The sequence below is a fragment of the Gammaproteobacteria bacterium genome (assembly GCA_033344735.1).
GTDB lineage: Bacteria > Pseudomonadota > Gammaproteobacteria > UBA4575 > UBA4575 > UBA1858.
Window position 1 is genome coordinate 1217408 of sequence record JAWPMW010000001.1, and the last position, 21694, is coordinate 1239101.

At 40.5% G+C, this 21694-nt stretch carries 19 protein-coding genes and 2 tRNA genes; 5 read left to right on the plus strand and 16 right to left on the minus strand.

Annotated features, from left to right (window positions below):
- Nucleotides 1-8: 8 nt before the first annotated feature.
- The 3 genes from thrS to uvrB all read right to left on the minus strand — a co-directional run bounded on the left by thrS (nt 9) and on the right by uvrB (nt 4216).
- Nucleotides 9-1922, minus strand: a complete 1914-nt coding sequence (thrS, locus tag R8G33_06190) for a threonine--tRNA ligase (protein MDW3095241.1) — start codon at nt 1920-1922, stop codon at nt 9-11.
- A 95-nt stretch (nt 1923-2017) separates the two neighbouring features.
- Nucleotides 2018-2094 (minus strand) — tRNA-Val (locus tag R8G33_06195).
- 94 nt (nt 2095-2188) lie between these two features.
- Nucleotides 2189-4216 carry an excinuclease ABC subunit UvrB gene (gene uvrB, locus R8G33_06200; GenBank protein ID MDW3095242.1) on the minus strand — a complete coding sequence of 676 codons (2028 nt, stop codon included), beginning with the start codon at nt 4214-4216 and terminating at the stop codon, nt 2189-2191.
- Between the two features lie 82 nt (nt 4217-4298).
- On the opposite strand from uvrB, the gene R8G33_06205 reads away from it, so the two are divergent.
- Nucleotides 4299-5483 (plus strand): pyridoxal phosphate-dependent aminotransferase, encoded by a 1185-nt coding sequence (locus tag R8G33_06205; GenBank protein ID MDW3095243.1) that lies wholly within the window; start codon nt 4299-4301, stop codon nt 5481-5483.
- Between the two features lie 41 nt (nt 5484-5524).
- Here R8G33_06205 and R8G33_06210 read toward each other — a convergent pair whose 3' ends face one another.
- Complete coding sequence (locus tag R8G33_06210) at nt 5525-5902, minus strand: Bro-N domain-containing protein (protein ID MDW3095244.1); 378 nt, start codon at nt 5900-5902, stop codon at nt 5525-5527.
- A 342-nt stretch (nt 5903-6244) separates the two neighbouring features.
- Between R8G33_06210 and R8G33_06215 the strand changes: the two genes are divergently transcribed.
- Nucleotides 6245-6320 (plus strand) — tRNA-Asn (locus R8G33_06215).
- A 143-nt stretch (nt 6321-6463) separates the two neighbouring features.
- On the opposite strand, the gene galU is transcribed toward R8G33_06215, so the two are convergent.
- The 9 genes from galU to pheA form a co-directional block, all read right to left on the minus strand.
- A complete protein-coding gene (gene galU, locus R8G33_06220; GenBank protein ID MDW3095245.1) occupies nt 6464-7336 on the minus strand; it encodes a UTP--glucose-1-phosphate uridylyltransferase GalU in 873 nt (290 codons plus the stop codon).
- A gap of 113 nt (nt 7337-7449) precedes the next feature.
- Nucleotides 7450-7713: a helix-hairpin-helix domain-containing protein gene (locus tag R8G33_06225; protein MDW3095246.1), complete on the minus strand. Its 264-nt coding sequence runs from the start codon at nt 7711-7713 to the stop codon at nt 7450-7452.
- A 104-nt stretch (nt 7714-7817) separates the two neighbouring features.
- A complete protein-coding gene (pyrF, locus tag R8G33_06230; GenBank protein ID MDW3095247.1) occupies nt 7818-8522 on the minus strand; it encodes an orotidine-5'-phosphate decarboxylase in 705 nt (234 codons plus the stop codon).
- A gap of 90 nt (nt 8523-8612) precedes the next feature.
- Nucleotides 8613-8915, minus strand: a complete 303-nt coding sequence (locus R8G33_06235; protein MDW3095248.1) for an integration host factor subunit beta — start codon at nt 8913-8915, stop codon at nt 8613-8615.
- Nucleotides 8916-8956: 41 nt separating this feature from the next.
- A complete protein-coding gene (rpsA, locus tag R8G33_06240) occupies nt 8957-10627 on the minus strand; it encodes a 30S ribosomal protein S1 (GenBank protein MDW3095249.1) in 1671 nt (556 codons plus the stop codon).
- 56 nt (nt 10628-10683) lie between these two features.
- A complete protein-coding gene (cmk, locus tag R8G33_06245; protein MDW3095250.1) occupies nt 10684-11376 on the minus strand; it encodes a (d)CMP kinase in 693 nt (230 codons plus the stop codon).
- On the minus strand, nt 11366-12664 hold the full coding sequence (gene aroA, locus R8G33_06250) for a 3-phosphoshikimate 1-carboxyvinyltransferase (GenBank protein MDW3095251.1): 1299 nt from the start codon (nt 12662-12664) through the stop codon (nt 11366-11368). The genes cmk and aroA overlap by 11 nt, the downstream gene beginning before the upstream one ends.
- A 40-nt stretch (nt 12665-12704) precedes the next feature.
- A complete protein-coding gene (locus R8G33_06255; GenBank protein ID MDW3095252.1) occupies nt 12705-13568 on the minus strand; it encodes a prephenate dehydrogenase/arogenate dehydrogenase family protein in 864 nt (287 codons plus the stop codon).
- Nucleotides 13569-13578: 10 nt separating this feature from the next.
- Entirely contained in the window at nt 13579-14661 is a 1083-nt protein-coding gene (pheA, locus tag R8G33_06260) for a prephenate dehydratase (GenBank protein MDW3095253.1), read from the minus strand.
- Nucleotides 14662-14954: 293 nt separating this feature from the next.
- Here pheA and R8G33_06265 point away from each other — a divergent pair, with 293 nt between their 5' ends.
- Complete coding sequence (locus R8G33_06265; protein ID MDW3095254.1) at nt 14955-15629, plus strand: hypothetical protein; 675 nt, start codon at nt 14955-14957, stop codon at nt 15627-15629.
- A 184-nt stretch (nt 15630-15813) separates the two neighbouring features.
- Here the strand turns inward: R8G33_06265 and wecB are convergent, their stop codons facing one another.
- Entirely contained in the window at nt 15814-16905 is a 1092-nt protein-coding gene (gene wecB, locus R8G33_06270) for a UDP-N-acetylglucosamine 2-epimerase (non-hydrolyzing) (GenBank protein ID MDW3095255.1), read from the minus strand.
- Nucleotides 16906-17227: 322 nt separating this feature from the next.
- Here wecB and R8G33_06275 point away from each other — a divergent pair, with 322 nt between their 5' ends.
- The gene (locus tag R8G33_06275; protein MDW3095256.1) at nt 17228-18820 is read left to right on the plus strand and encodes an acyl-CoA ligase (AMP-forming), exosortase A system-associated; all 1593 of its coding nucleotides are present in this window, start codon (nt 17228-17230) and stop codon (nt 18818-18820) included.
- Entirely contained in the window at nt 18817-20052 is a 1236-nt protein-coding gene (locus R8G33_06280) for a pyridoxal-dependent decarboxylase, exosortase A system-associated (GenBank protein ID MDW3095257.1), read from the plus strand. Before R8G33_06275 ends, R8G33_06280 begins: the two co-directional genes overlap by 4 nt.
- Here the strand turns inward: R8G33_06280 and R8G33_06285 are convergent.
- Nucleotides 20049-20927 carry a hydrolase 1, exosortase A system-associated gene (locus R8G33_06285; protein MDW3095258.1) on the minus strand — a complete coding sequence of 293 codons (879 nt, stop codon included), beginning with the start codon at nt 20925-20927 and terminating at the stop codon, nt 20049-20051. The two genes, R8G33_06280 and R8G33_06285, sit on opposite strands and share 4 nt — an antisense overlap.
- A complete protein-coding gene (locus tag R8G33_06290; protein ID MDW3095259.1) occupies nt 20927-21649 on the minus strand; it encodes a hypothetical protein in 723 nt (240 codons plus the stop codon). The genes R8G33_06285 and R8G33_06290 overlap by 1 nt, the downstream gene beginning before the upstream one ends.
- Nucleotides 21650-21694 lie beyond the last annotated feature (45 nt).

Here is a 21694-nt window from a genome sequence, read left to right on the forward strand (position 1 = left end):
AAGAACTTTTAAGTATGTATGCCCTTTGCTGTCTGATCAGAAAACAATGCCACTAGGTCCTCAATCTTCATTGAGCCTAGATCTTCACCTTGACGCGTACGGACGGCCACAGACTGCGATTCCACCTCTCGATCTCCCACGACCAACAGGAACGGAACGCGTTGAATTGTGTGCTCGCGAATCTTATAGCCTATTTTTTCATTTCTCAAGTCAAGATTGACCCGAAAGCCTTCATTTATCAGCATTTTTTGTACATTTTGCACATAATCAGCCTGAGCGTCAGTAATATTCAGCACCATCGCCTGAACTGGAGCCATCCAAAACGGCATATTTCCCGCATGGTGCTCAATTAATATACCAATAAATCTCTCCAAAGATCCAAGGATCGCTCGGTGAATCATAACAGGAGTTTTCTTAGATCCGTCCTCGCTGATATAGCTTGCATCTAGACGAGTCGGCATCGAAAAATCCAGCTGAATCGTTCCACACTGCCAGCGACGCGCCAAGCTATCTCTTAAAGTGAACTCAATCTTAGGCCCATAGAAAGCACCTTCGCCAGGCTGTAAGCGGTATTCTAGACCTTTGCTTTCTAGTGAATCTTTTAAGCTCTCTTCCGCTTGGTCCCATAAAGACTCTTCGCCGACACGTTGTTCCGGCCGAGTAGACAATGCCAATTCGATATCCTCAAAACCAAAGACTTTATATACATCGAATGTCAGATTAATTAGCTTGGCAACTTCTTCTTGTAATTGGCCCTCAGTGCAAAAGATATGTGCATCATCTTGTACAAAGCGACGTGCGCGCATCAAGCCATGCAATGTACCAGAGGGTTCATTTCGATGCACTAAGCCAAACTCTGCAATTTTATAAGGCAAGTCACGATAGCTCTTTAGACCTTGATTGAATATTTGAACATGGCCAGGACAGTTCATAGGTTTCACTGCAAATTCTCGATTTTCTGATTTAGTGGAAAAAATCATATCGCCAAATTTATCCCAGTGGCCTGACTTCTCCCACAAACTGCGATCCAATACTTGAGGAGTATTCACCTCGTTATAACCATGATCAGCAACTATCTTTCGAATATACGTCTCTACCGTTCGATATAATTCCCAACCACGCGCATGCCAAAATACCATACCTGGCGCCTCTTCTTGGAAATGGAATAAATCCATTTGTTTGCCTAAGCGGCGATGATCACGTTTTTCAGCTTCCTCTATGCGTTGAATATATTGCTTAAGTTGCTTCTTATCTGGCCACGCGGTGCCATAAATACGCTGCAGCATTTGATTGTTTGAATCGCCGCGCCAATATGCACCAGCTAATTTAGTTAATTTAAACGCTCGTAGGTGACGTGTATTAGGCACATGAGGACCTCGACACATGTCTGTGTATTCTTGATGATGATATAGCGCAATAATTTCACCGTCTGGAATTTCACTTGCGATTTCTACTTTGTATGGCTCATTGCGTGAAGTGAATGCATCCACTGCTTCTTGTTTCGAAACTACTTTGCGGATCACATCATAATCTTCGCTTATTAACTCTTTGATGCGCTTTTCAATGGCTTCTAAATCCTCAGGCGTGAAACTCCGTTCGTATTCAATATCGTAATAAAACCCGTCTTCAATCACTGGGCCAATCGCCATTTTTGCTGTAGGGAAAAGTTGCTTTACTGCATGACCAATCAAATGGGCAAAAGAGTGACGGATAATTTCCAAGCCCTCTTGGTCTTTGCTTGTGATAATTGATAAATCTGCATCTTCGCTGATTTCTACACAGGCATCGACTAGTTGACCGTTCACTCTTCCCGCAATAGTGGCTTTAGCCAACCCGGGGCCAATCGACTTTGCTACTTCCGCAACAGTGACTGCTTGATCGAATGATTTAGTATTGCCGTCTGGCAGAGTGATTTGAGGCATTTATTTCTCCAGTGGTGGCCAATACGAGAGACCACTTGATTACATTTTTTAGTTAAAACTACGAAATTATCTATAACAACTTATACAATTATGTTTGGTAGGCGCGATTGGATTCGAACCAACGACCCCCACCATGTCAAGGTGGTGCTCTAACCAACTGAGCTACGCGCCTGCAACTAACGCTTATGTTTAGCGCTCCAACAGGACTGCGAAAGGTAGCACAGACAAACTTCGATTTGTAGCTGGACTTAAATCAAACACAAATACTAGCCTGCCTCGACATTTGGCTTACCCAAAGCAAAATTCTTTAGGCCCTGGATTTCATCTCTGACTCTAGCGGCATCCTCAAATTCTAAGTTGCGCGCAAAATCATACATTTTCTGTTCTAGTTGCTGAATTTGCTTAAGTGCTAGCTCTGGCGTTAATACTTGGTAATCACTATCAACTTCTGCAATCTCATGCATTTGTTTATAACGCTGCTGATCGTAACGTGACTGTGCTCCTTCCATTATGTTACCGATCGATTTCTCAACACTGCGTGGAGTAATATTGTGTTTTTTATTGTATTCTTGCTGTTTAGTTCTTCGTCGATCAGTTTCTTCTATGGCACGCTTCATTGAACCAGTAATCTTATCTGCATATAAAATTGCTTTACCATTTAGATTTCTTGCGGCTCTACCAATTGTTTGAATTAAGGAGCGATCTGATCTCAAAAAGCCCTCCTTATCAGCATCAAAAATTGCCACTAACGAAACTTCAGGAATATCTAATCCTTCTCGCAACAAGTTAATACCCACTAAAACATCAAATACGCCTTTTCGTAAGTCTTGGATAATCTCCACCCTTTCCACAGTATCAATATCGGAATGCAGGTACCTAACACGCGCACCATTTTCTTCCAGATACTCCGTCAGGTCCTCTGACATGCGTTTAGTTAGCGTAGTAATTAATACTCGTTCACCTTTTGCAGCACGTTGATTAATTTCTGATAAAGCATCATCTACTTGAGACGCCACGGGGCGTATTTCAATAACTGGATCAATCAATCCTGTGGGACGAACTACTTGTTCTACAACTTGAGAAGATTTTTCCGTTTCATAATCACCAGGAGTAGCAGATATATATATTACTTGAGGAGATAAATTTTCGAATTCCTCAAACTTTAATGGACGATTATCCAATGCTGAGGGTAAACGAAACCCATATTCAACCAGAGTACTCTTGCGCGAACGATCACCCTTATACATTCCACCAAACTGAGGAACAGACACATGACTTTCATCCATGACCATCAATGCATTATCCGGAAGGTAGTCCAACAAACAAGGAGGGGGTTCGCCAGGCCCACGTCCACTTAAATAGCGAGAGTAGTTTTCAATGCCGTTGCAATAACCAAGCTCTTGTAACATCTCTAAGTCATATTGAGTTCGCTGCTCTAGTCGTTGCGCTTCAACTAGTTTTTCAATATCCCTCAACCCAGTTAGACGGCCCTTAAGTTCTTCTTTGATTGAACCAATTGCCTCAAGTATCACACCTCTTGGAGTCACATAATGTGATTTAGGATATACTGTCAATCGAGGCACTCTCCTCAACACTTCTCCGGTGAGAGGATCAAAATAACTCAACTGCTCAATTTCATCGTCGAATAATTCTATCCGTATTGCTTCTCGCTCAGATTCTGCTGGATGCACATCAATTACTTCTCCACGCACGCGGAATGTGCCACGTTTTAGTTCTATATCATTGCGCTTATATTGCAACTCAGCTAAACGTCTGAGTAATGTTCGTTGATCTGTAATATCACCACGATCGAGATGCAACACCATATTCAAATATGAGCGCGGATCACCAAGACCGTAAATCGCAGACACTGTGCCTACGATAATAGTGTCATTTCGCTCAAATAATGCTTTAGTCGCTGATAGACGCATTTGCTCAATATGGTCATTAACTGAAGCATCCTTCTCTATGAAGGTATCGCTTGAAGGCACATAAGCTTCAGGTTGGTAATAATCATAGTAAGAAACGAAGTATTCGACAGAGTTACGTGGAAAAAACGATTTCATTTCTCCATATAGCTGTGCAGCTAAGGTTTTATTTGGAGCCAATACGATTGTGGGACGTTGCACATGTTCTATGACCTTAGCAATAGTAAATGTTTTGCCTGAACCTGTTACCCCCAACAGAGTTTGGTGTGCTAGCCCGTCATTTAAACCTTCAGTTAACTCAGCAATCGCAGTCGGTTGATCACCTGACGGCTCAAATGATGATTCTATTCGAAATTCTTTAGTCATTCGCTTTATCGAGACTAGTAAAATACAGTATGATCACGATCGGAAATTATATTGAAAGTATTTATAAGGAAATTATACGCAATTGGACATTAAATTAGCTTCCCGCGTGAGAAGGATCAAACCCTCGCCAACTCTAGCTGTCACTGCAAAAGCCAATCAACTCCGACTTGAAGGAGTGGATGTTATTAATTTAGCTGCAGGCGAGCCAGACTTTGACACTCCAGAGCATATTAAACAAGCCGCAATAGATGCTATTAAGGCAGGAAAAACCAAATACACTCCAGTGGGTGGAACAAATTCTCTTAAAGCAGCTGTTATCGACAAATTTGAACGTGATAATGGACTAACTTATAGCCCAAATGAAATTTTAATTTCTAATGGTGGCAAACAAAGTTTTTACAACCTGTGTCAGGCCGTTATTGAACAAGGTGACGAAGTCATTATTCCTGCACCATACTGGGTCTCTTATCCTGACATGGTGTTATTGGCTGATGGCATTCCTGCCTTCATCATAGCTGATCACACTCAATCATTTAAGATCACTGCAAAACAACTGACTAGCAAAATTTCCACTAAAACTAAAATGCTAGTATTAAACAGTCCGTCCAATCCAACTGGGACTTGCTACACCGCAAGTGAACTTGAGAGCCTAGCTGAAGTATTGCTCAAGCATCCTCAAATCTTAATCGCCACTGATGATATGTATGAGCACATTTTATTTAACAATGAGAAATTCAGTAATATTTTGTCGGTGTGCCCAGAATTAAAGTCCAGGACAATAGTACTTAATGGTGTATCGAAAGCTTACTCGATGACAGGTTGGCGTATTGGCTATGCTGCCGGCTGTGTTGATATCATTGAATCCATGAAAAATATTCAGTCACAAAGCACCTCAAACCCATGCTCAATTTCTCAGGCTGCCGCTGAAGCTGCTTTATCATCAGACCAGGAATGTGTAAACAAAATGAATGCCGCATTTGAGGAGCGACATAATTTTGTGATTGAAGAATTAAATAAAGTAAATGGTATTAGCTGCACTCCATCTCAGGGTACTTTTTACTGTTTTGCCAATGTTGATGATGCTATAAGGCGAATTTCTGGAGTAGAAAACGACGTGGACTTTGCTACACATTTATTAACTAAGTGCGGCATTGCAGTTGTCCCTGGAACAGCCTTTGGTTTGCCAGGCTACATGCGCATTTCGTTTGCAAATTCAAAAGAAAAATTAGCCGATGCTATGCAGCGGCTTAAAGAGGTTTTAGGTTGAAAGTAGCACGCAATATTAAATGCGCGCTGCAAAAGAAATCTTTATTCTACGGTGTTGGCATTAGAATAATTTGCGCCAGCATTCATCTTTGAATACTCTTGCTCAACAAACTGCTTAAATTGCTGTGCTTTAAGCGTGTCAGACAGACTAAGCATTTGCATCAAGCCGTCCTTTGAAACAATCATCATATCAATCCATGGATTTTTTGGGTTCTCTGGAGTATCAACACGAAATTTTTCTTTCTGGGTATCAGATAACTCTCTAGTAGCTACAGTGACGTTAGGTTTACCTGTACGACTATTAATAGCAAGACATACACAACGGCAGACATCTGCAGCAACAAACCACATGTCTCCAGTTTCTTGTTCGACCAGCCTAATTTGGTGGCCCTCATATTCCATTATTGCAACACTACTCACCCAAAATTCTCCTTAATCCCTAAGACTCCATGACGTTCCTTCGGCTACTGTATTGAGTTCAACAGCACTCAAAAAACCACCTCGGCTAACTGGTAGAAACCGTCTGATGATCTGTGTAAGAGCCATATACTAAGCCCATTACATGGATAGGAATTGTAGTACTACGAATCAATGCGAAAAGTGAATTACCTAACGTATTAACTCTCGTGTGCTAGTAGTAGTTCACATTTCTATATAATTCACTAGGAGATGAGATAAGCGTGGTGGAAATTACGATAGTCGATAGAAAATTCCGAGAGTTGACCGAACCTTAAGAGACCAGTAACATCTCGGCCTTCCTGATCCTCGGTAGCTCAGTTGGTAGAGCGGGTGACTGTTAATCACTAGGTCGGCGGTTCGAGCCCGTCCCGAGGAGCCAAGTTACTTTCGCAACTTTTAGAGAAATCTAACAATCGACTTAATTCCAGAAAATTCAACAAATTCTGATCTGCACTTCAAGTATTTGAATGTGATGCGGTGATTGTTGAGATCAGTTAATAAGTTTTTTGTTCTAACAAAAAATTAGCTTTTTAGACTCTGTAAATAATCAGTAAAATCACTTCCAATTTCAGCATGTTTCATTCCATACTCAACGGTTGCTTGTAGATAGCCTAGCTTACTTCCACAGTCATATCGACGACCTTCAAATTCATACGCATAGACTGAACGCTGCTTAATTTGATTGGCAATGGCATCGGTTAATTGAAGTTCGCCACCTGCCCCTGTATCAGTATTTTCGAGAATTTCAAATATTGATCCATCGAGAATATAACGGCCGACTACAGCTATATTCGAAGGTGCTTGTTCTGGTTTCGGTTTCTCAACGATGCCAGAGATTCTCCACAAATTATCATTCACCTGATCACCAGAAATAACACCATAGCTCCCTACTGTTTCTTGAGGGACTTTTTGCACGCCAATGACACCACTATTCTCGCGCTCGTAGATCTCGACCATCTGTTTTAAACAACCTTTAGAAGAGCTATCAATTAAATCATCTGCCAGAATTACCGCGAATGGCTCGTTACCCACAACAGGTTTACCGCACAGTACGGCATGCCCCAATCCCAATGCTTCAGCTTGCCTTATATATATACATGAAATGCCGGCAGGAAGGATATTACGGACAACATCTAACATAACAGTTTTACCTTTCGTCTCTAGTTCAGCTTCAAGCTCATAGGCTTTATCGAAGTGATCAGGAATTGAGCGCTTACTTCTCCCTGTAATAAACACCAATTCTTCAATACCTGCTTCAACAGCTTCCTCTGCAGCGTATTGAATTAAAGGTTTATCAACAATCGGTAGCATTTCCTTAGGATTCGCTTTAGTAGCAGGTAGAAATCGGGTTCCCATACCAGCAACTGGGAATATGGCTTTGCGAATCTTTTTCATAAATTCATCTCTAAAGTAAATTTTATTAAATGATGATACCCAATTGATATGACGATATAAACAAAAAGGACCCACAGAATAGTGAGTCCTTTTTTAGCGCATGACTAATAAAGCTACTCTAACAAAATGATACCTTGATTCTTATCTAGAGTAGCTGTACCGATACCTTTAACATCAAGAAGTTGATCCTGAGTTTGGAAACCACCGATTTTCTCTCGGTATCGGACTATCGCTTGGGCTTTTTTCAGGCCCACTCCTTTCAAATTTTCAGCTAACTGTTGGGCTGTGGCTTGATTAATATTAATAGGTGATGCTGCTAATGGACCAGCAACAAATAAAGCTACAACTAATGCAGCTATCAAATATAATTTTCGCATGAAGTGTCTCCAATTGACTTAATTATTAGAAATTCAACGCTAAGTAAATGAGCGTAGATCTAGTTTAATTAAGCAATCGAAGCAACGTAAACGAACAACGTGCATTACGTACTAATAAACGCTTTTTGAAATACTTCTAATGCAGCGCAAGGATCCTGAGCTTGTGTAATCGGTCTGCCAACTACAATGTGTGTAACTCCTGCTATACGAGCATCTAAAGGGCTAACAATCCTCTTTTGATCATCGTTATTATCACTAGGCAAACGAATACCGGGTGTCACAATCATAAAATCTTGATTGCTTTGCTCGCGAATAATAGCTGCCTCCTGAGCCGAGCAAACAACACCATCTAACTTTGCTTGTTCTGCCATTGCTGCCCAATTCGTGACAACCTGATCGACATTTCCTCTCACACCGATAGCAGATAACGCATCCTGGTTCATAGAAGTGAGAACAGTAACAGCAATTAATTTAGGTCGATCTGATGGGCCAAACTTTCCAATCGCATCACGTGCAGCCAACATCATTTCACTCCCACCAGATGCATGCACATTTATCATCCATACACCCAACTTACTAGCTACACAACAAGCTTGAGCAACAGTATTAGGAATATCGTGAAATTTAAGATCAAGGAATATCCTGAATCCCTTAGTTACTAATTTCTCAACAAATTGGGGGCCACCAGACAAAAATAGTTCAAAGCCGACTTTTAAGGCACACGAATCTGGTTGGATTTTATCAACAAACTGTAATGCCAATTCTGGACTAGGGTAGTCCAGCGCAACAATCACCAGGCGATTAGTCATTATTGAATATCGTCAAGGATTAGATGTTTCTAGAAAATTAAGCGAATTAAAAGTTAGCAATCAGCATTAGATAAAAGACAATATCTTAAACTAACTATTATCTTCTTTGTCCAGGTCTTTATTAACTCGCTCTCTTAATTCTTTGCCTGGCTTGAAATGCGGCACATACTTACCAGGAAGGGAAACGGTCTCTCCTGTTTTAGGATTTCGACCCACACGTGGCGGTCGAAAATGTAATGAAAAACTACCAAAGCCTCTGATTTCAATACGCTCTCCAGAGGAAAGCGCATCGCTCATTTGCTCTATGACACTTTTGACAGAAAGCTCTATATCTTTATGCTGCAAATGATTCTGCTTTTGCGCAATCTTTTCTATCAACTCAGATTTAGTTATTACATTCCCCACCGAACTGACCCTTTAGTAATGAATTATAATTAGTCGCCCATCTGTTCCTTCAGAATATCTCCCAAAGAAGTAGAGCCACCACCAGTATTACTACTACTGTAATCTGACAAAACATCTGCTTCTTCTTGCTCTTCCTTAGCTTTTATTGAGAGAGTTAATGCGCGTGTTTTACGATCGACACCAATAAATTTAGCTTCGATTGCTTCACCTTCTTTTAACACAGTTCGCAAATCTTCAATTTTATCGCGAGCAAACTCAGTTGCTCGTAACACACCATCGATTCCTTCAGCTAATTCTACAGTCGCTGCTTTCGCATCAACTTCTTTAACGACACCGTTAACAATAGTACCTTTAGCATGCTCGGCTAGATAAGCTGATAGAGGATCCTTATCAAGCTGCTTAATGCCTAATGAAATACGCTCACGCTCTGCATCGACTGCAAGTACAATGGCTTCAATTTCCTCACCTTTCTTGAAATTGCGAATCGCATCTTCGCCAGTATCACTCCAAGAGATGTCAGATAAATGTACCAAACCGTCAATTCCACCATCAAGACCAATGAAAATTCCAAAGTCAGTAATTGACTTGATCTGGCCACTAACTTTACTTCCTTTGTCATGAGTTGCTGCGAACTCATCCCAAGGATTTGATTGGCATTGTTTGATACCTAAAGATATTCGACGGCGCTCTTCGTCTATATCCAACACCATCACTTCTTTCTCGTCACCAAGTGCAACGATCTTAGCTGGATTAACATTTTTGCTAGTCCAGTCCATTTCAGACACGTGGACCAATCCTTCCACGCCATCTTCAATTTCAATAAAGCAACCGTAATCAGCAATGTTTGTAACTTTACCAAAGGTTCTAGAACCCTCTGGGAAACGGCGCATTAAGTCAGCCCATGGATCAGAACCAAGCTGCTTCAAACCAAGTGACACGCGTGTCTTGTCTTTATCAAACTTCAACACTTTCACTTCAATCTCGTCGCCTATGGCCACAACTTCAGAAGGATGCTTAACGCGTTTCCATGCCATATCAGTGATATGTAGCAAGCCATCAACACCGCCAAGATCTAAGAACGCACCGTAATCAGTTAAGTTCTTAACAATACCCTTAACCACGCTGCCATCTTGCAAGCTCTCTAATAATGTTTCACGTTCTGCGCTGTATTCTGTTTCTACGACAGCACGACGTGATACCACGACATTGTTTCTACGCTGATCAAGCTTAATAACTTTGAACTCTAACTCTTTACCTTCTAAATAAGCCGTGTCACGAACAGGTCTGACATCAACTAATGAACCTGGAAGGAATGCACGAATATCAGGTAATTCAACAGTGAACCCGCCTTTAACTTTTCCAGTAATAATTCCAGAAATAGTTTCACCAGACTCACTAATTCGCTCTAGCTCGCTCCATGCTTTAGCACGGCGTGCTTTTTCACGTGATAGACGAGTTTCACCATAACCGTCTTCAACAGCATCGAGTGCAACTTCAACCACATCACCAACGGCAACATTGGTTTCACCACGCTCATTTTTGAATTGGTCAATAGGAATTACGCCTTCGGACTTAAGCCCAGCGCTGACCACAACGACATCGTTTCGAATATCAATAACAGTTCCATCAACAATGGAACCAGGTTTCATGTTTAGATTAGAGAAACTCTCTTCTAATAATTCAGCAAAACTCTCGCTCATAAAATTTAAACTTCAATATATATAATACTTGTTAGTTAATATAAAACTGACTCTACTTATTCCATAAACAATCGTTCTCGAACGATTGCAGCCGAGCTACTCACTACGGTTTCAATAGACATCTGTGTAGAATCAATCACCATTGCATCCTTGGCCGCAACCAAAGGAGCCGCACTACGCGTACGGTCGCGCTCATCTCGCGCACGAATGCTGTCGAAAAGGTGGTCAAAATTAGCACTAATTCCTTGGTCAATCAACTGTTTATATCGTCTTTGGGCTCTTTCTTCGCAGCTCGCATCAAGAAATATCTTAACTTCTGCCTGTGGGAACACCACGGTACCCAAATCTCGCCCATCGCCAACTAATCCCGGCGCACGCTGAAATCTTCGTTGTAGTGCCAAAAGCTCAATTCTAACGTCACTAATCTCTGCTACCTGTGAAGCATAACTAGAGCATTCTTCTGATCTCAAGCTGGCATCAATATTTTCGCCGTCAATATGGGCGGCAAAACGTTTTTCTTGGGGAAACTCCAAACTTAGCTGACTAGCCAGTTTAATTAGCTCAGATACATTATCTAATGGAATATTTTCTTTCAGCGCTTTCACCGACAATGCTCGATACACAGCTCCGCTGTCTAAATAATTGAACTCAAACATATCAGCTAGCTTTTTTGCCAGTGTCCCTTTGCCAACACCTGCTGGGCCATCAATAGTCACTACTGGAATTTGTTTAGAATTATTAGACGACATTAACTCTCAAACCAACTAAATTGGCTAGCTCAACAAAACCTGGAAAAGAGGTCGCAACATTCTGGCAATCAGTAATTTCAATATTTGAGTTCGCCCTCAATGATGCCACTGCAAACGCCATGGCTACGCGATGATCATGGCCACTTTCGATCATACCGCCTGAGAATTCTCCACCGGTAATAGTCAACCCATCAGCGAATTCTTCTACTTTTATATTAAGTTCTTTTAGACCATTAGCAACCTGACTGATCCTATCGCTTTCTTTTACACGCAATTCCTCTGCATTTGTGACACGTGTGACACCATCCGCACAGGCAGCGGCGATACATATAATAGGAAATTCATCAATTGCTGAAGGCACTAGATGAGTAGGCACATCAATACCTTTAAGTTGACTTGTCTGCACAGTAATTGATGCAGTGGGCTCTCCGCCCATCATAGCTTGATCATGTATTTCGATATTGGCATTCATTTGTTGCAAGATATCCAGCACGCCTGTGCGTGTTGGATTCATGCCGACATTGTGGATAGTAATATCGCCTTTATTAGCAATACATGCAGCGACTATAAAAAATGCTGCTGAAGAAATATCTGCCGGCACGTGTATATCTGTGGCTTGCAACTGTTTCCCACCATCGACTGACACATACCCAGCCTCGACTTCTAAAGGATAACTAAATGATTCCAGCATGCGTTCAGTATGATCGCGGGTAATTTTAGATTCTCTCACTGTGGTTTTGCCTTGCGCATATAATCCAGCCAATAAAATTGCTGACTTTACTTGCGCACTAGCCACAGGAAGCTCATAACTAATCGCCTCTAGATGATCAACTGGCTTGATCAGCACTGGCGGCGTACCATCTTCGTTGGTTGTGACATTGGCACCCATTTGGTTGAGTGGATCACACACTCTACGCATAGGTCGCTTCATCAATGAGCTATCGCCAACCAATTCAGTTTCAAATGATTGTCCTGCAAGCAACCCCGATAACAACCGCATCGAAGTACCCGAGTTACCCATATCCAGTGTTTTATTTGGTAGAGATAGACCATTTCTTCCCACACCGTGTATGGACAGCTTCCCCTGCCCTTTGCATTCAATCTGAACACCCATGTTCTTGAATACGTTCATAGTTGCCAAACAGTCTTCTCCCTCTAAAAAACCTGTTACTTGAGAAGTCCCTTCAGCAATGGAAGCAAGCATGATAGATCGATGTGAAATAGACTTATCTCCAGGAACAGTTATTTCACCCTGAGCATTTTTGCGTGGTTCTACAATATATTTCAAAACAGTATGTATTTAAAAATTTAGATTTAATATATTAGCGCTAGAAATTGGTATATTTGTCTCTGGCCTTCTTAGCATCTAAAAACAATTTTTCCAAAACTTTGCCATCACTTGATTGCAAACCATTTTTAAGTTGCTTCAAACTTCGATCAAAAAGTGATAACGCATTTAATAACTCTTCTCGATTAGCTAAACAGATATCTCGCCATACAACTGGATCACTCGAAGCAATGCGTGAGAAATCTGCAAAGCCCCCTGCCGCGTAACGAAAGATTTCTTCAGTATGCGATTGTGTAGACAAGCAATGTACTAATGAGAATGCTAATGCATGCGGCAAATGACTGGTCGCTGCCAATATCTGATCATGATCTTGTGCATTCAATTGCTCCACATTAGCACCAACTTGTTGCCACATATCAGTCACAAGTTTCAGACTATCTTCACCAGTCTGCTGTGTAGGTGTTAAAATAACTTTCCTATTAGCAAACAAATTATCAATAGCTGAATTAACGCCGCTTTGCTCTCTACCTGCAATTGGGTGTCCTGGAACAAAACAACTAAATGATTGCTCTGCGAAAACCCGATTAAAGTCTTCAATAACGCTTTGCTTTGTACTACTAACATCTGTAATCGCTTTGCACTGACTTACCCATGATGTTAACTGCTCAAATACTTTGCCAATTTTCAGGACTGGCACTGCAATAACGACAACATCTGGAATAACAGGACATTCATCAATACTAGTGTAACCGCTATCGATAACATTTAGCCTTTTGGCCTCATCAATCACATGCTGATGTGCATCAATGCCAATAATTGATTCACACCAGTTTTGCTTTCGAAGTCCATACGCTAATGAGCCACCGATTAAACCAACCCCAATAACACATACTGTTTTTACCATCGGATTAACTTTATAAGACAGCTTTAGGGTATGATCCAAGGATATTGATCATATCGGATACATCACTCAACTCTTGCAATGCAAGTTTAAGAGACTGGTCCTCAACATGTCCTTCTAAATCCAAGAAAAAAATATATTCCCAGTTAGCGCTGTGTGATGGTCGTGATTCTATACGTGTCATACTCACATCATGCTTTGCAAATGGTTCTAACAAGCTATGTAACGCACCTGGCTTATTTGGCGCACTCACCAACAAACTAGTTTTATCAACACCGGATGGTGCAACTGAGTTTGAGCCAATAATTAAAAAACGAGTAGTATTATCAGGCATATCTTCAATATTACTTGCCAACACGTTTAAGTTATATTTTTCTGCCGCAGAACGACTCGCAATTGCAGCCGAATTCGCTTGTTGCTGCGCTATCAATGCTGCTTGAGCATTACTACCAACAGCTTCTCTTGGTATTGCGCTTAAGTTTGCATCTAACCATTTACGGCACTGTGCAAGTGATTGCTGGTGTGAGTTAATGACAGAAATCTTGCTAATGTCAGTTTCACGCGACAATAAGTAATGATGAATGCGTAATTCAACTTCGCCAACAATCTTTAATGATGAGCGAGTAAAATTATCAAGCGTGTGTGTAATGACACCTTCTGTAGAATTTTCAATAGGCACAACACCGTAATTTGCTTCACCAGATTCCACCTCTCGAAATACCTCGCTAATTGAATTAATTGCAGTGGTTTTCACGGAATGCCCAAAGTGTTTCAGTGCAGCCTCTTCTGTGAAGGTAGCTGCCGGACCCAGAAATGCAATATTCAGCTGCCTCTCGACCGCCAAACATGCAGACATGATCTGACGGAATAAGCGAGCCATTTCTTCATCAGCGAGTGGGCCAGGATTCTGTTGTGCAACTTTACGTAATATATTTGCTTCTCTTTCTGGACGATAAAATTGACAATCATCTTCTCCATTAGCTTTCTTGCATGCACCTACCTCAGAAGCACAATTAGCACGCTCAGAAATCAGCGTCAGTAATTGTTGATCGATCTGATCAATCTCGGTCCGAAGGTCTTTTAAGCTTTTTTTCATGCTTTATCTAATTTTTTAATAAATATTTGCCAACCAGTTTCATCAACTTATGAAATCCAGCCCATTATTGAAATCCAAGAACATGATAGAGTAGAACCAGAAAACCTTATAGCCTCTATCTCTATGAATAATGTTTTATTACCAAGCAGTATTCAGGGCTTAGTGTATATAATTTTGGTTATTTTATATACTCAGCTCGACAAATCAGTTTGATAATTACGCACATTGAAATACGCTAATACTATCATGCTAGCGAACCCTCAAACCACTGACGAATTTTCATAATATCAATAATGAAACGTTTAAAATCTCTAACACAGCAGCTTGGTTATTCATCAACTGCAAGTTATTTGATCTCTACAATGTTAGAAAAATTATTTGGGATCGAAATGCATCATTATCGATTTTATTCTCAGCCGGTTTATAAAACGCCAAGGGTTCCCACACACAAGCTTAATCGCTACAAATTTAGCTGGCTGAATAAACCAGAAAAAATTCTTGATGAATTACAGCGCCCAAAACAAGTGATAGAAAATCGCTTTCAACAAGGCTCTGTCTGCCTGGTTGCAGAACAAAATGGCAAACTTCAAGGGTGCTTATGGTTAATAAAATCCAAGTACATAGAAGATCAAGTGCGAGCAACATATCATTTCCCTGAAAACGCCGTCTGGGATTACGATGTCTATGTCACACCCAAGAAACGCTTTACCATTTTATTTGCCGCACTCTGGGATACCGCAGACACCTGGATGAAAGAACATAATTATGCAAGCAGCCTTAGCAGAATATCCGTAGAAAACGCTCCATCTATTCGCTCACACGAAACAGCTGGCGCAAAGCAAATTGGATGGATAATTGCAATAGTCATCAAGCATTGGCAAATTACTCTCTCGGACAAATCACCAAAACTACATTTCTCCTCAAAAAACAACACTAACGGCCCAGATCTATATTTCACCAAGATTTGAACTCTTACACATAAATATCAATCTGCTTTCGCTATAGTATCTCGCGTTGAAGACACAACTTTAACTCTTGAATTAGGCGCGTAGCTCAGTGGCAGAGCACTGCTATTACTTGGCAGATGCCGGAGGTTCAATTCCTACCCGCGCCTACCACTTCCTTTTATACCTAGACGTTTCAAATAGTTTTTTATTTGATTCTCTTGTGTAAGCTTTCAACGACACGCTGAGCAGTTGCTCCGTCCCACAACTCTGGGCACTGACCTTGTTTCCAATCACCGGCCAAAACATTACTAACAGATACTGCGAGTACATCAGGCTTAATCAGCTGATTTGTCCCGTGAGTAATAGTAATTGGTCGTTCAGTATTCTCTCGCAAGGTAAGACATGGAATACCCAAATACGTCGTTTCTTCTTGAATGCCACCAGAATCAGTAATCACAAGTTTTGACTGCGTGACTAGATTCATAAATTGAATATACCCCTGAGGCTCAATCACCAATATATTCGCCGCCTGTTCAAGTCTACTCATCATTCCAAAGTCTATTAACTTTTGGCGTGTTCTAGGGTGCACTGGGAATACTAATTGGCAATCTTCAGAAACCGCTAACAATTGATTAACAATCTCAGAAAGCGTTTGTTCGTTATCCACATTCGATGGGCGATGCATAGTTACCACAGCAAATTGATTCGCCATAAGGCCATGACTCTCAGCTGTATTATCATTTTCAATCTCCACACGCATCATCTCGAATGAATCGATCATAATATTGCCGACGAGATCTACTTTATTATCATCAACACCTTCATGTTTAAGATTTTCATTTCCATCAATCGATGGCGTCCAAAGTAAATCTACGATTCTATCTGTAAGTACTCGATTTACTTCCTCTGGCATACGCATATCACCACTACGTAAACCCGCCTCTAAATGTGCAACTGGTATCCATAATTTTGCGCCTACAAGCGCACATGCAATGGTGGGATTGACGTCACCCACGACAATGATCCAATCAGGACGATTCTCTATCACTATCTTTTCATACGCCATCATGACTTTGCCAGTTTGTTCAGCATGTGAACCACTACCCACCTCGAGATGAAAGTCTGGTTTTGGCATTTTCAAATCATCAAAAAATGCATCTGACATATTGGCATCGTAATGTTGCCCAGTATGTATCAAACTCGGTTTACACCAATCCGTCGCCGCCAACGCATGATACAAAGGCGCAATTTTCATAAAATTTGGTCTAGCAGCAGCAATAAGATGGACATTAATCATTTCATTCAACAAGGGTAGCTAATATGGGAAGGGCTTCGAATTTGTGTCAAGTAGCTGACGATACAATTTAACAAATAATATACGACAAATCCTATCCAGTTCTTTAATTGAAGTATCTTCAATACACTTCACATCATGATAGATACACATGACTTATAATATTCTAAATAAATACTGCAGCCGAGTTGTGCCGTTTATCGCAATTTTAGGACAAGTAAAGTTTAATCGACTCAAATGACTAATTAATTACACTAATCGGCGCTACAAGTTTATCTCAAGCCCGCTAAAATTAGCCCCTAAATTAATTTCGAAAATCTTTTCTATGAATTTCCTACTACATTCAGCGCTTTTCAATCAGGCAATACACCGCCCTGATTCTATCGCCATAGAATACAAACAAGAAAAGATTAGCTACAGGGAGCTAAGCATGCTTGCTTCAGACTTTGCTGGAGGTTACTCCAATTTGGACTTACCAAAAGGCAGCAGAGTTGGAATTTTTTTAGCTAAACAAGTAGAAACAATTTCTGCCATCTTTGGCACTTTATTAGCGGGCGGCAGCATCGTCCCTGTCAACCCCATACTAAAAGCCAATCAAATTGAACACATTCTTTGTGATTGTGACGTCAGCATACTTGTCACAACTAAATCTCGTCTTAGACAGATTGAAGGTGTAATAGACAATTGTCCAGCACTAAAAACAATAGTCCTAGTTGATCATGATGACTTAATTGATTCCCGCTCTTACCACAAACCTATTTCGAGCTGGCAAAATTTCTGCCAACAATACAATTCTGAAAAAGCACCAACCATTATTGAATCAGACCTTGCTGCAATTTTTTACACATCGGGTAGCACTGGAAAACCCAAAGGCGTGGTACTAACACATCACAATATGCATGTTGGCGCACAAAGTGTCGCGCAATATCAGAACAACAATAAACAAGATAGAATTCTAGCAGTCTTACCTTTTAGCTTTGACTATGGATTTAGTCAAATCACAACGGCCATAGTATCTGGAGCGACGGTTATATTATTAGATTACCTACTACCGAAAGATGTGATTAAAACTCTTGAGCGTACTAAAGCCACAGGATTAGCCGGCGTGCCTCCTTTATGGATGCAAATCACAAAGCTAGATTGGCCAAACAGCATTAAAGATCATTTACGTTACATCACCAACTCTGGCGGAGCAATGCCACAAAGTACTTTATCCATTTTGCAAGAAAAACTGCCAAATACTGACATATATTTAATGTATGGCTTAACCGAAGCATTTCGCTCAACATATTTACCGCCTGATCAAGTCAATACTCGCCCTACTTCTATGGGAAAAGCGATACCCAATGCAGAAATATTTGTTATTAACTCTGAAGGCGAAGAATGCAAGGCTGGCGAAGAAGGTGAATTAGTTCACCGCGGCCCATTAGTTGCACAGGGTTATTGGAATGACCCAGAAAAAACTTCTGAGCGTTACAAGCCGCTACCATCATCTCTATGTGATGGGCGCACAGTAACAGAACTTGCAGTATGGTCCGGAGATTCTGTTAAGAAAGATGAAGAAGGTTATCTATATTTTGTTAGCCGTACAGATGAAATGATTAAAACATCTGGCTACCGAGTGAGCCCTACAGAGATTGAAGAGACTCTTTTACTCCTCGATAATGTCAGTGAAGCTGTCGCAATGGGTATACCTCACTCAGAACTAGGACAAGCTATTGTAGTCGTAGCCACTAGCAATTCAAAAAGCACAGATTTGGTAAAAGAAATTACTTCTTCACTCAAAAAACAATTACCACCCTACATGCTGCCACAGAAAATATTCATCCGTGACGAGTTACCTCGCAATGCCAATGGTAAATTTGATCGCAAACAGATGTATATCGAATGTGAAAACACGTTTAGCAAATCACAATGATTAAAAAAACATTAGAACATCATTCTCCTCTAAACTTCTACACTGTAGAAGATCATTGCTTAGTGATAGGAAATCAGAAATTCACTAATATATTGTCACAACATAAAGATGTCCCTGCTTACATCTATGACAGTTCAGTAATCAAACAGAAAATAGACTCCCTTCGAAAAGTTCTACCTGAATCCATGCATATTCATTATGCAATCAAAGCTAATCCAATGCCTGATGTTGTTAACTATGTACAAGGTTTGGTAGAAGGATTGGATGTTGCCTCCGGCTTAGAATTAAAAGTCGCATTAGCTAGCGGCATGGACCCTAAAGAAATTAGCTTTGCCGGCCCCGGTAAAAGCATTGAAGAATTAACGCTCGCAATTAATAGCGGCATTACAATCAATTTAGAATCAGAAACCGAACTAGATCGCGCTACCATAATTGGCGAGCAATTAGGCATAACACCACGCGTTGCTCTTCGCATTAATCCTGATTTTGAACTAAAAACATCAGGCATGAAAATGTCTGGAGGGCCTAAGCAGTTTGGTGTCGACGCTGAAATCGCCACGGATATTATTAAAAAAATTCTCGACTATAAATTAGAATTCATAGGGCTTCATATCTTCAGCGGTTCACAAAATTTAAAATATGAAGCATTAATTGAAGCACAGACAAAGACATTTGCATTAGCCTCAAATCTAGCAGAACAGTCTGGCACAGAATTTTCCAAACTAAACATTGGTGGAGGTTTTGGTATTCCATATTTCCCAGGTGAAAAGCCACTACCTTTAGAACCAATTGGTGAGAACCTGCATTCTTTACTCGAACAATACGCAAGCCAATTTGGTAACACATCAATAATCACAGAGCTGGGACGTTTTATAGTAGGAGAATCAGGCGTATACATATCCAAAGTTATAGATAAGAAAGTTTCACGTGGAAGTACTTTCTTAATTATCAATGGTGGCTTACATCACCATTTAGCAGCCAGTGGTAATTTTGGGCAAGTTATCCGCAAAAATTATCCTGTGACTGTTGCAAATAAAATTGGCTTAGAGACAGAAAAGGCTAGCGCTGTTGGCCCACTATGCACACCACTCGATGTCCTAGCACAGGATATGGAATTACCCAAAGCTGAAATAGGTGATTATGTGGCAGTATTTATCTCAGGCGCATACGGATATACATCCAGCCCGTTAAATTTCTTAAGTCATCCTCATCCGATTGAGATTTTTATTTAGGAATTTACGAAATTTAAAGTAATCTGCTCAACTTCAGATCTTAATTTCCGAGAAGAAAATGTGTGGTCTGCCTCATCTATATAGTGGATAACTGTTTTTGATCTATTAAATTCATCAAGCAGCCAATCATTTTCATCTAGCATTTGCTTAAATTCATCAGCAACTAAATCTTTACCACTAAGAATCAAGCAAATAGACCCATTAAAATTTGACATTCCTCTAAACACTGCTTCTGCAATATTTTCTTCTCTATCGGCAATAGGTATTACCTGATGCGCATCAAATTTTGATTTGTTGGACCTGCTACTTAAGATCTTAAAAACTATATTACCCAAAGAAAATATCGCTTTTGATATCTTACTTGGCGACAATAATAATTGCTTCCATACTTCGATGCTAAACAAGCGCTCGCGATAGTAACTATGCAGAATGGCTTTAGAGTGACTCGTCTCACTCCTAACCCATGGATTCAATAATACAACACCTTTAATGCGATCATCAGTGTAGGCAGTAAATGAAATTGCAGCGGCGGCATCACACAACCCCCATAGATAAACTTCATCTAAATTACACTCATGATTAAAAACAAAATCTATTGCCACTTTGACATCATCATCAATTTCATAGAACTGTTTAGAGATTCCCTGACTATAGCCCATGCCAGTATAATCAAACCTGAGCGCTAAAATTCCTTGTGCAGCTAAGCATCTTGCCAAAAGTGCAAATTGTCGATGACTGCCAACTCTATACTGAGGACCACCCACAACAATAATAACTGCAGCCTTTGCTTCTACTTCAGGAACCGATAAGATGCCATATAGATCGCGCCCATTCATCGAAAAGCTTACTGGTTTTTCGAAATAACTCTGACTCATTACGCAAACACCCGCTTAGTTTCGCGCAACAATATCGGCGATATCGTGACTTCTTGTTGCATCCAAAATTTAACATCATTTACTGCATGCAAAGACAATTTTGCTAATAAATGCTCGTCGAGTTTAGACTTTGACAAACATATTGGTAACTGTGTTTTAGTGCCGTTTATAGATTTGCCAGTCGTCATCCAGTGCAGATCAGTTAAGGAAAGCACAGCTTGTATATAATCGTTAATGTTTTTTGATTTGATTGTATTGAGCAACTCCGATGAAATATGATAACCACCTACCTCTAAAAAGCCAGATCCCTCTATTTCTTCCAAGACCTCTTTAGTAGTAATTTTTTTCAAATCTCCGGCCATTGCGGCTGCAATTTTCATGCGAATTAATTGTCGAACTAATGCTTCCCCGTTATCAACGGGATCCCACAAAACACATTTATTGATTTGAATATCTGATTGCTCAATCAAATTAAGAGAAATTAACGCACTATCACGCAAGCACACTAAGCTAATTTTTGAAGCAAATTTTTCAGATAATTTATAAATATCAAGTAGATTATTTTTCCAAGCATCATAATTAAACTCCCCCCATTCTCCTGAACTGTCGCCAGTGCCTGCAAAATCAAAGCATATTGAATGGATGCCTGCATCTGCTAATAAACGCGCGCATAGTACATACATTCTTTTTGAACGATTCATTTCCTCGGCAAAGGGAGGCACAAATATGACAACCTGGGCGTCCCGCACAGCTGCACTTTGCTCGAA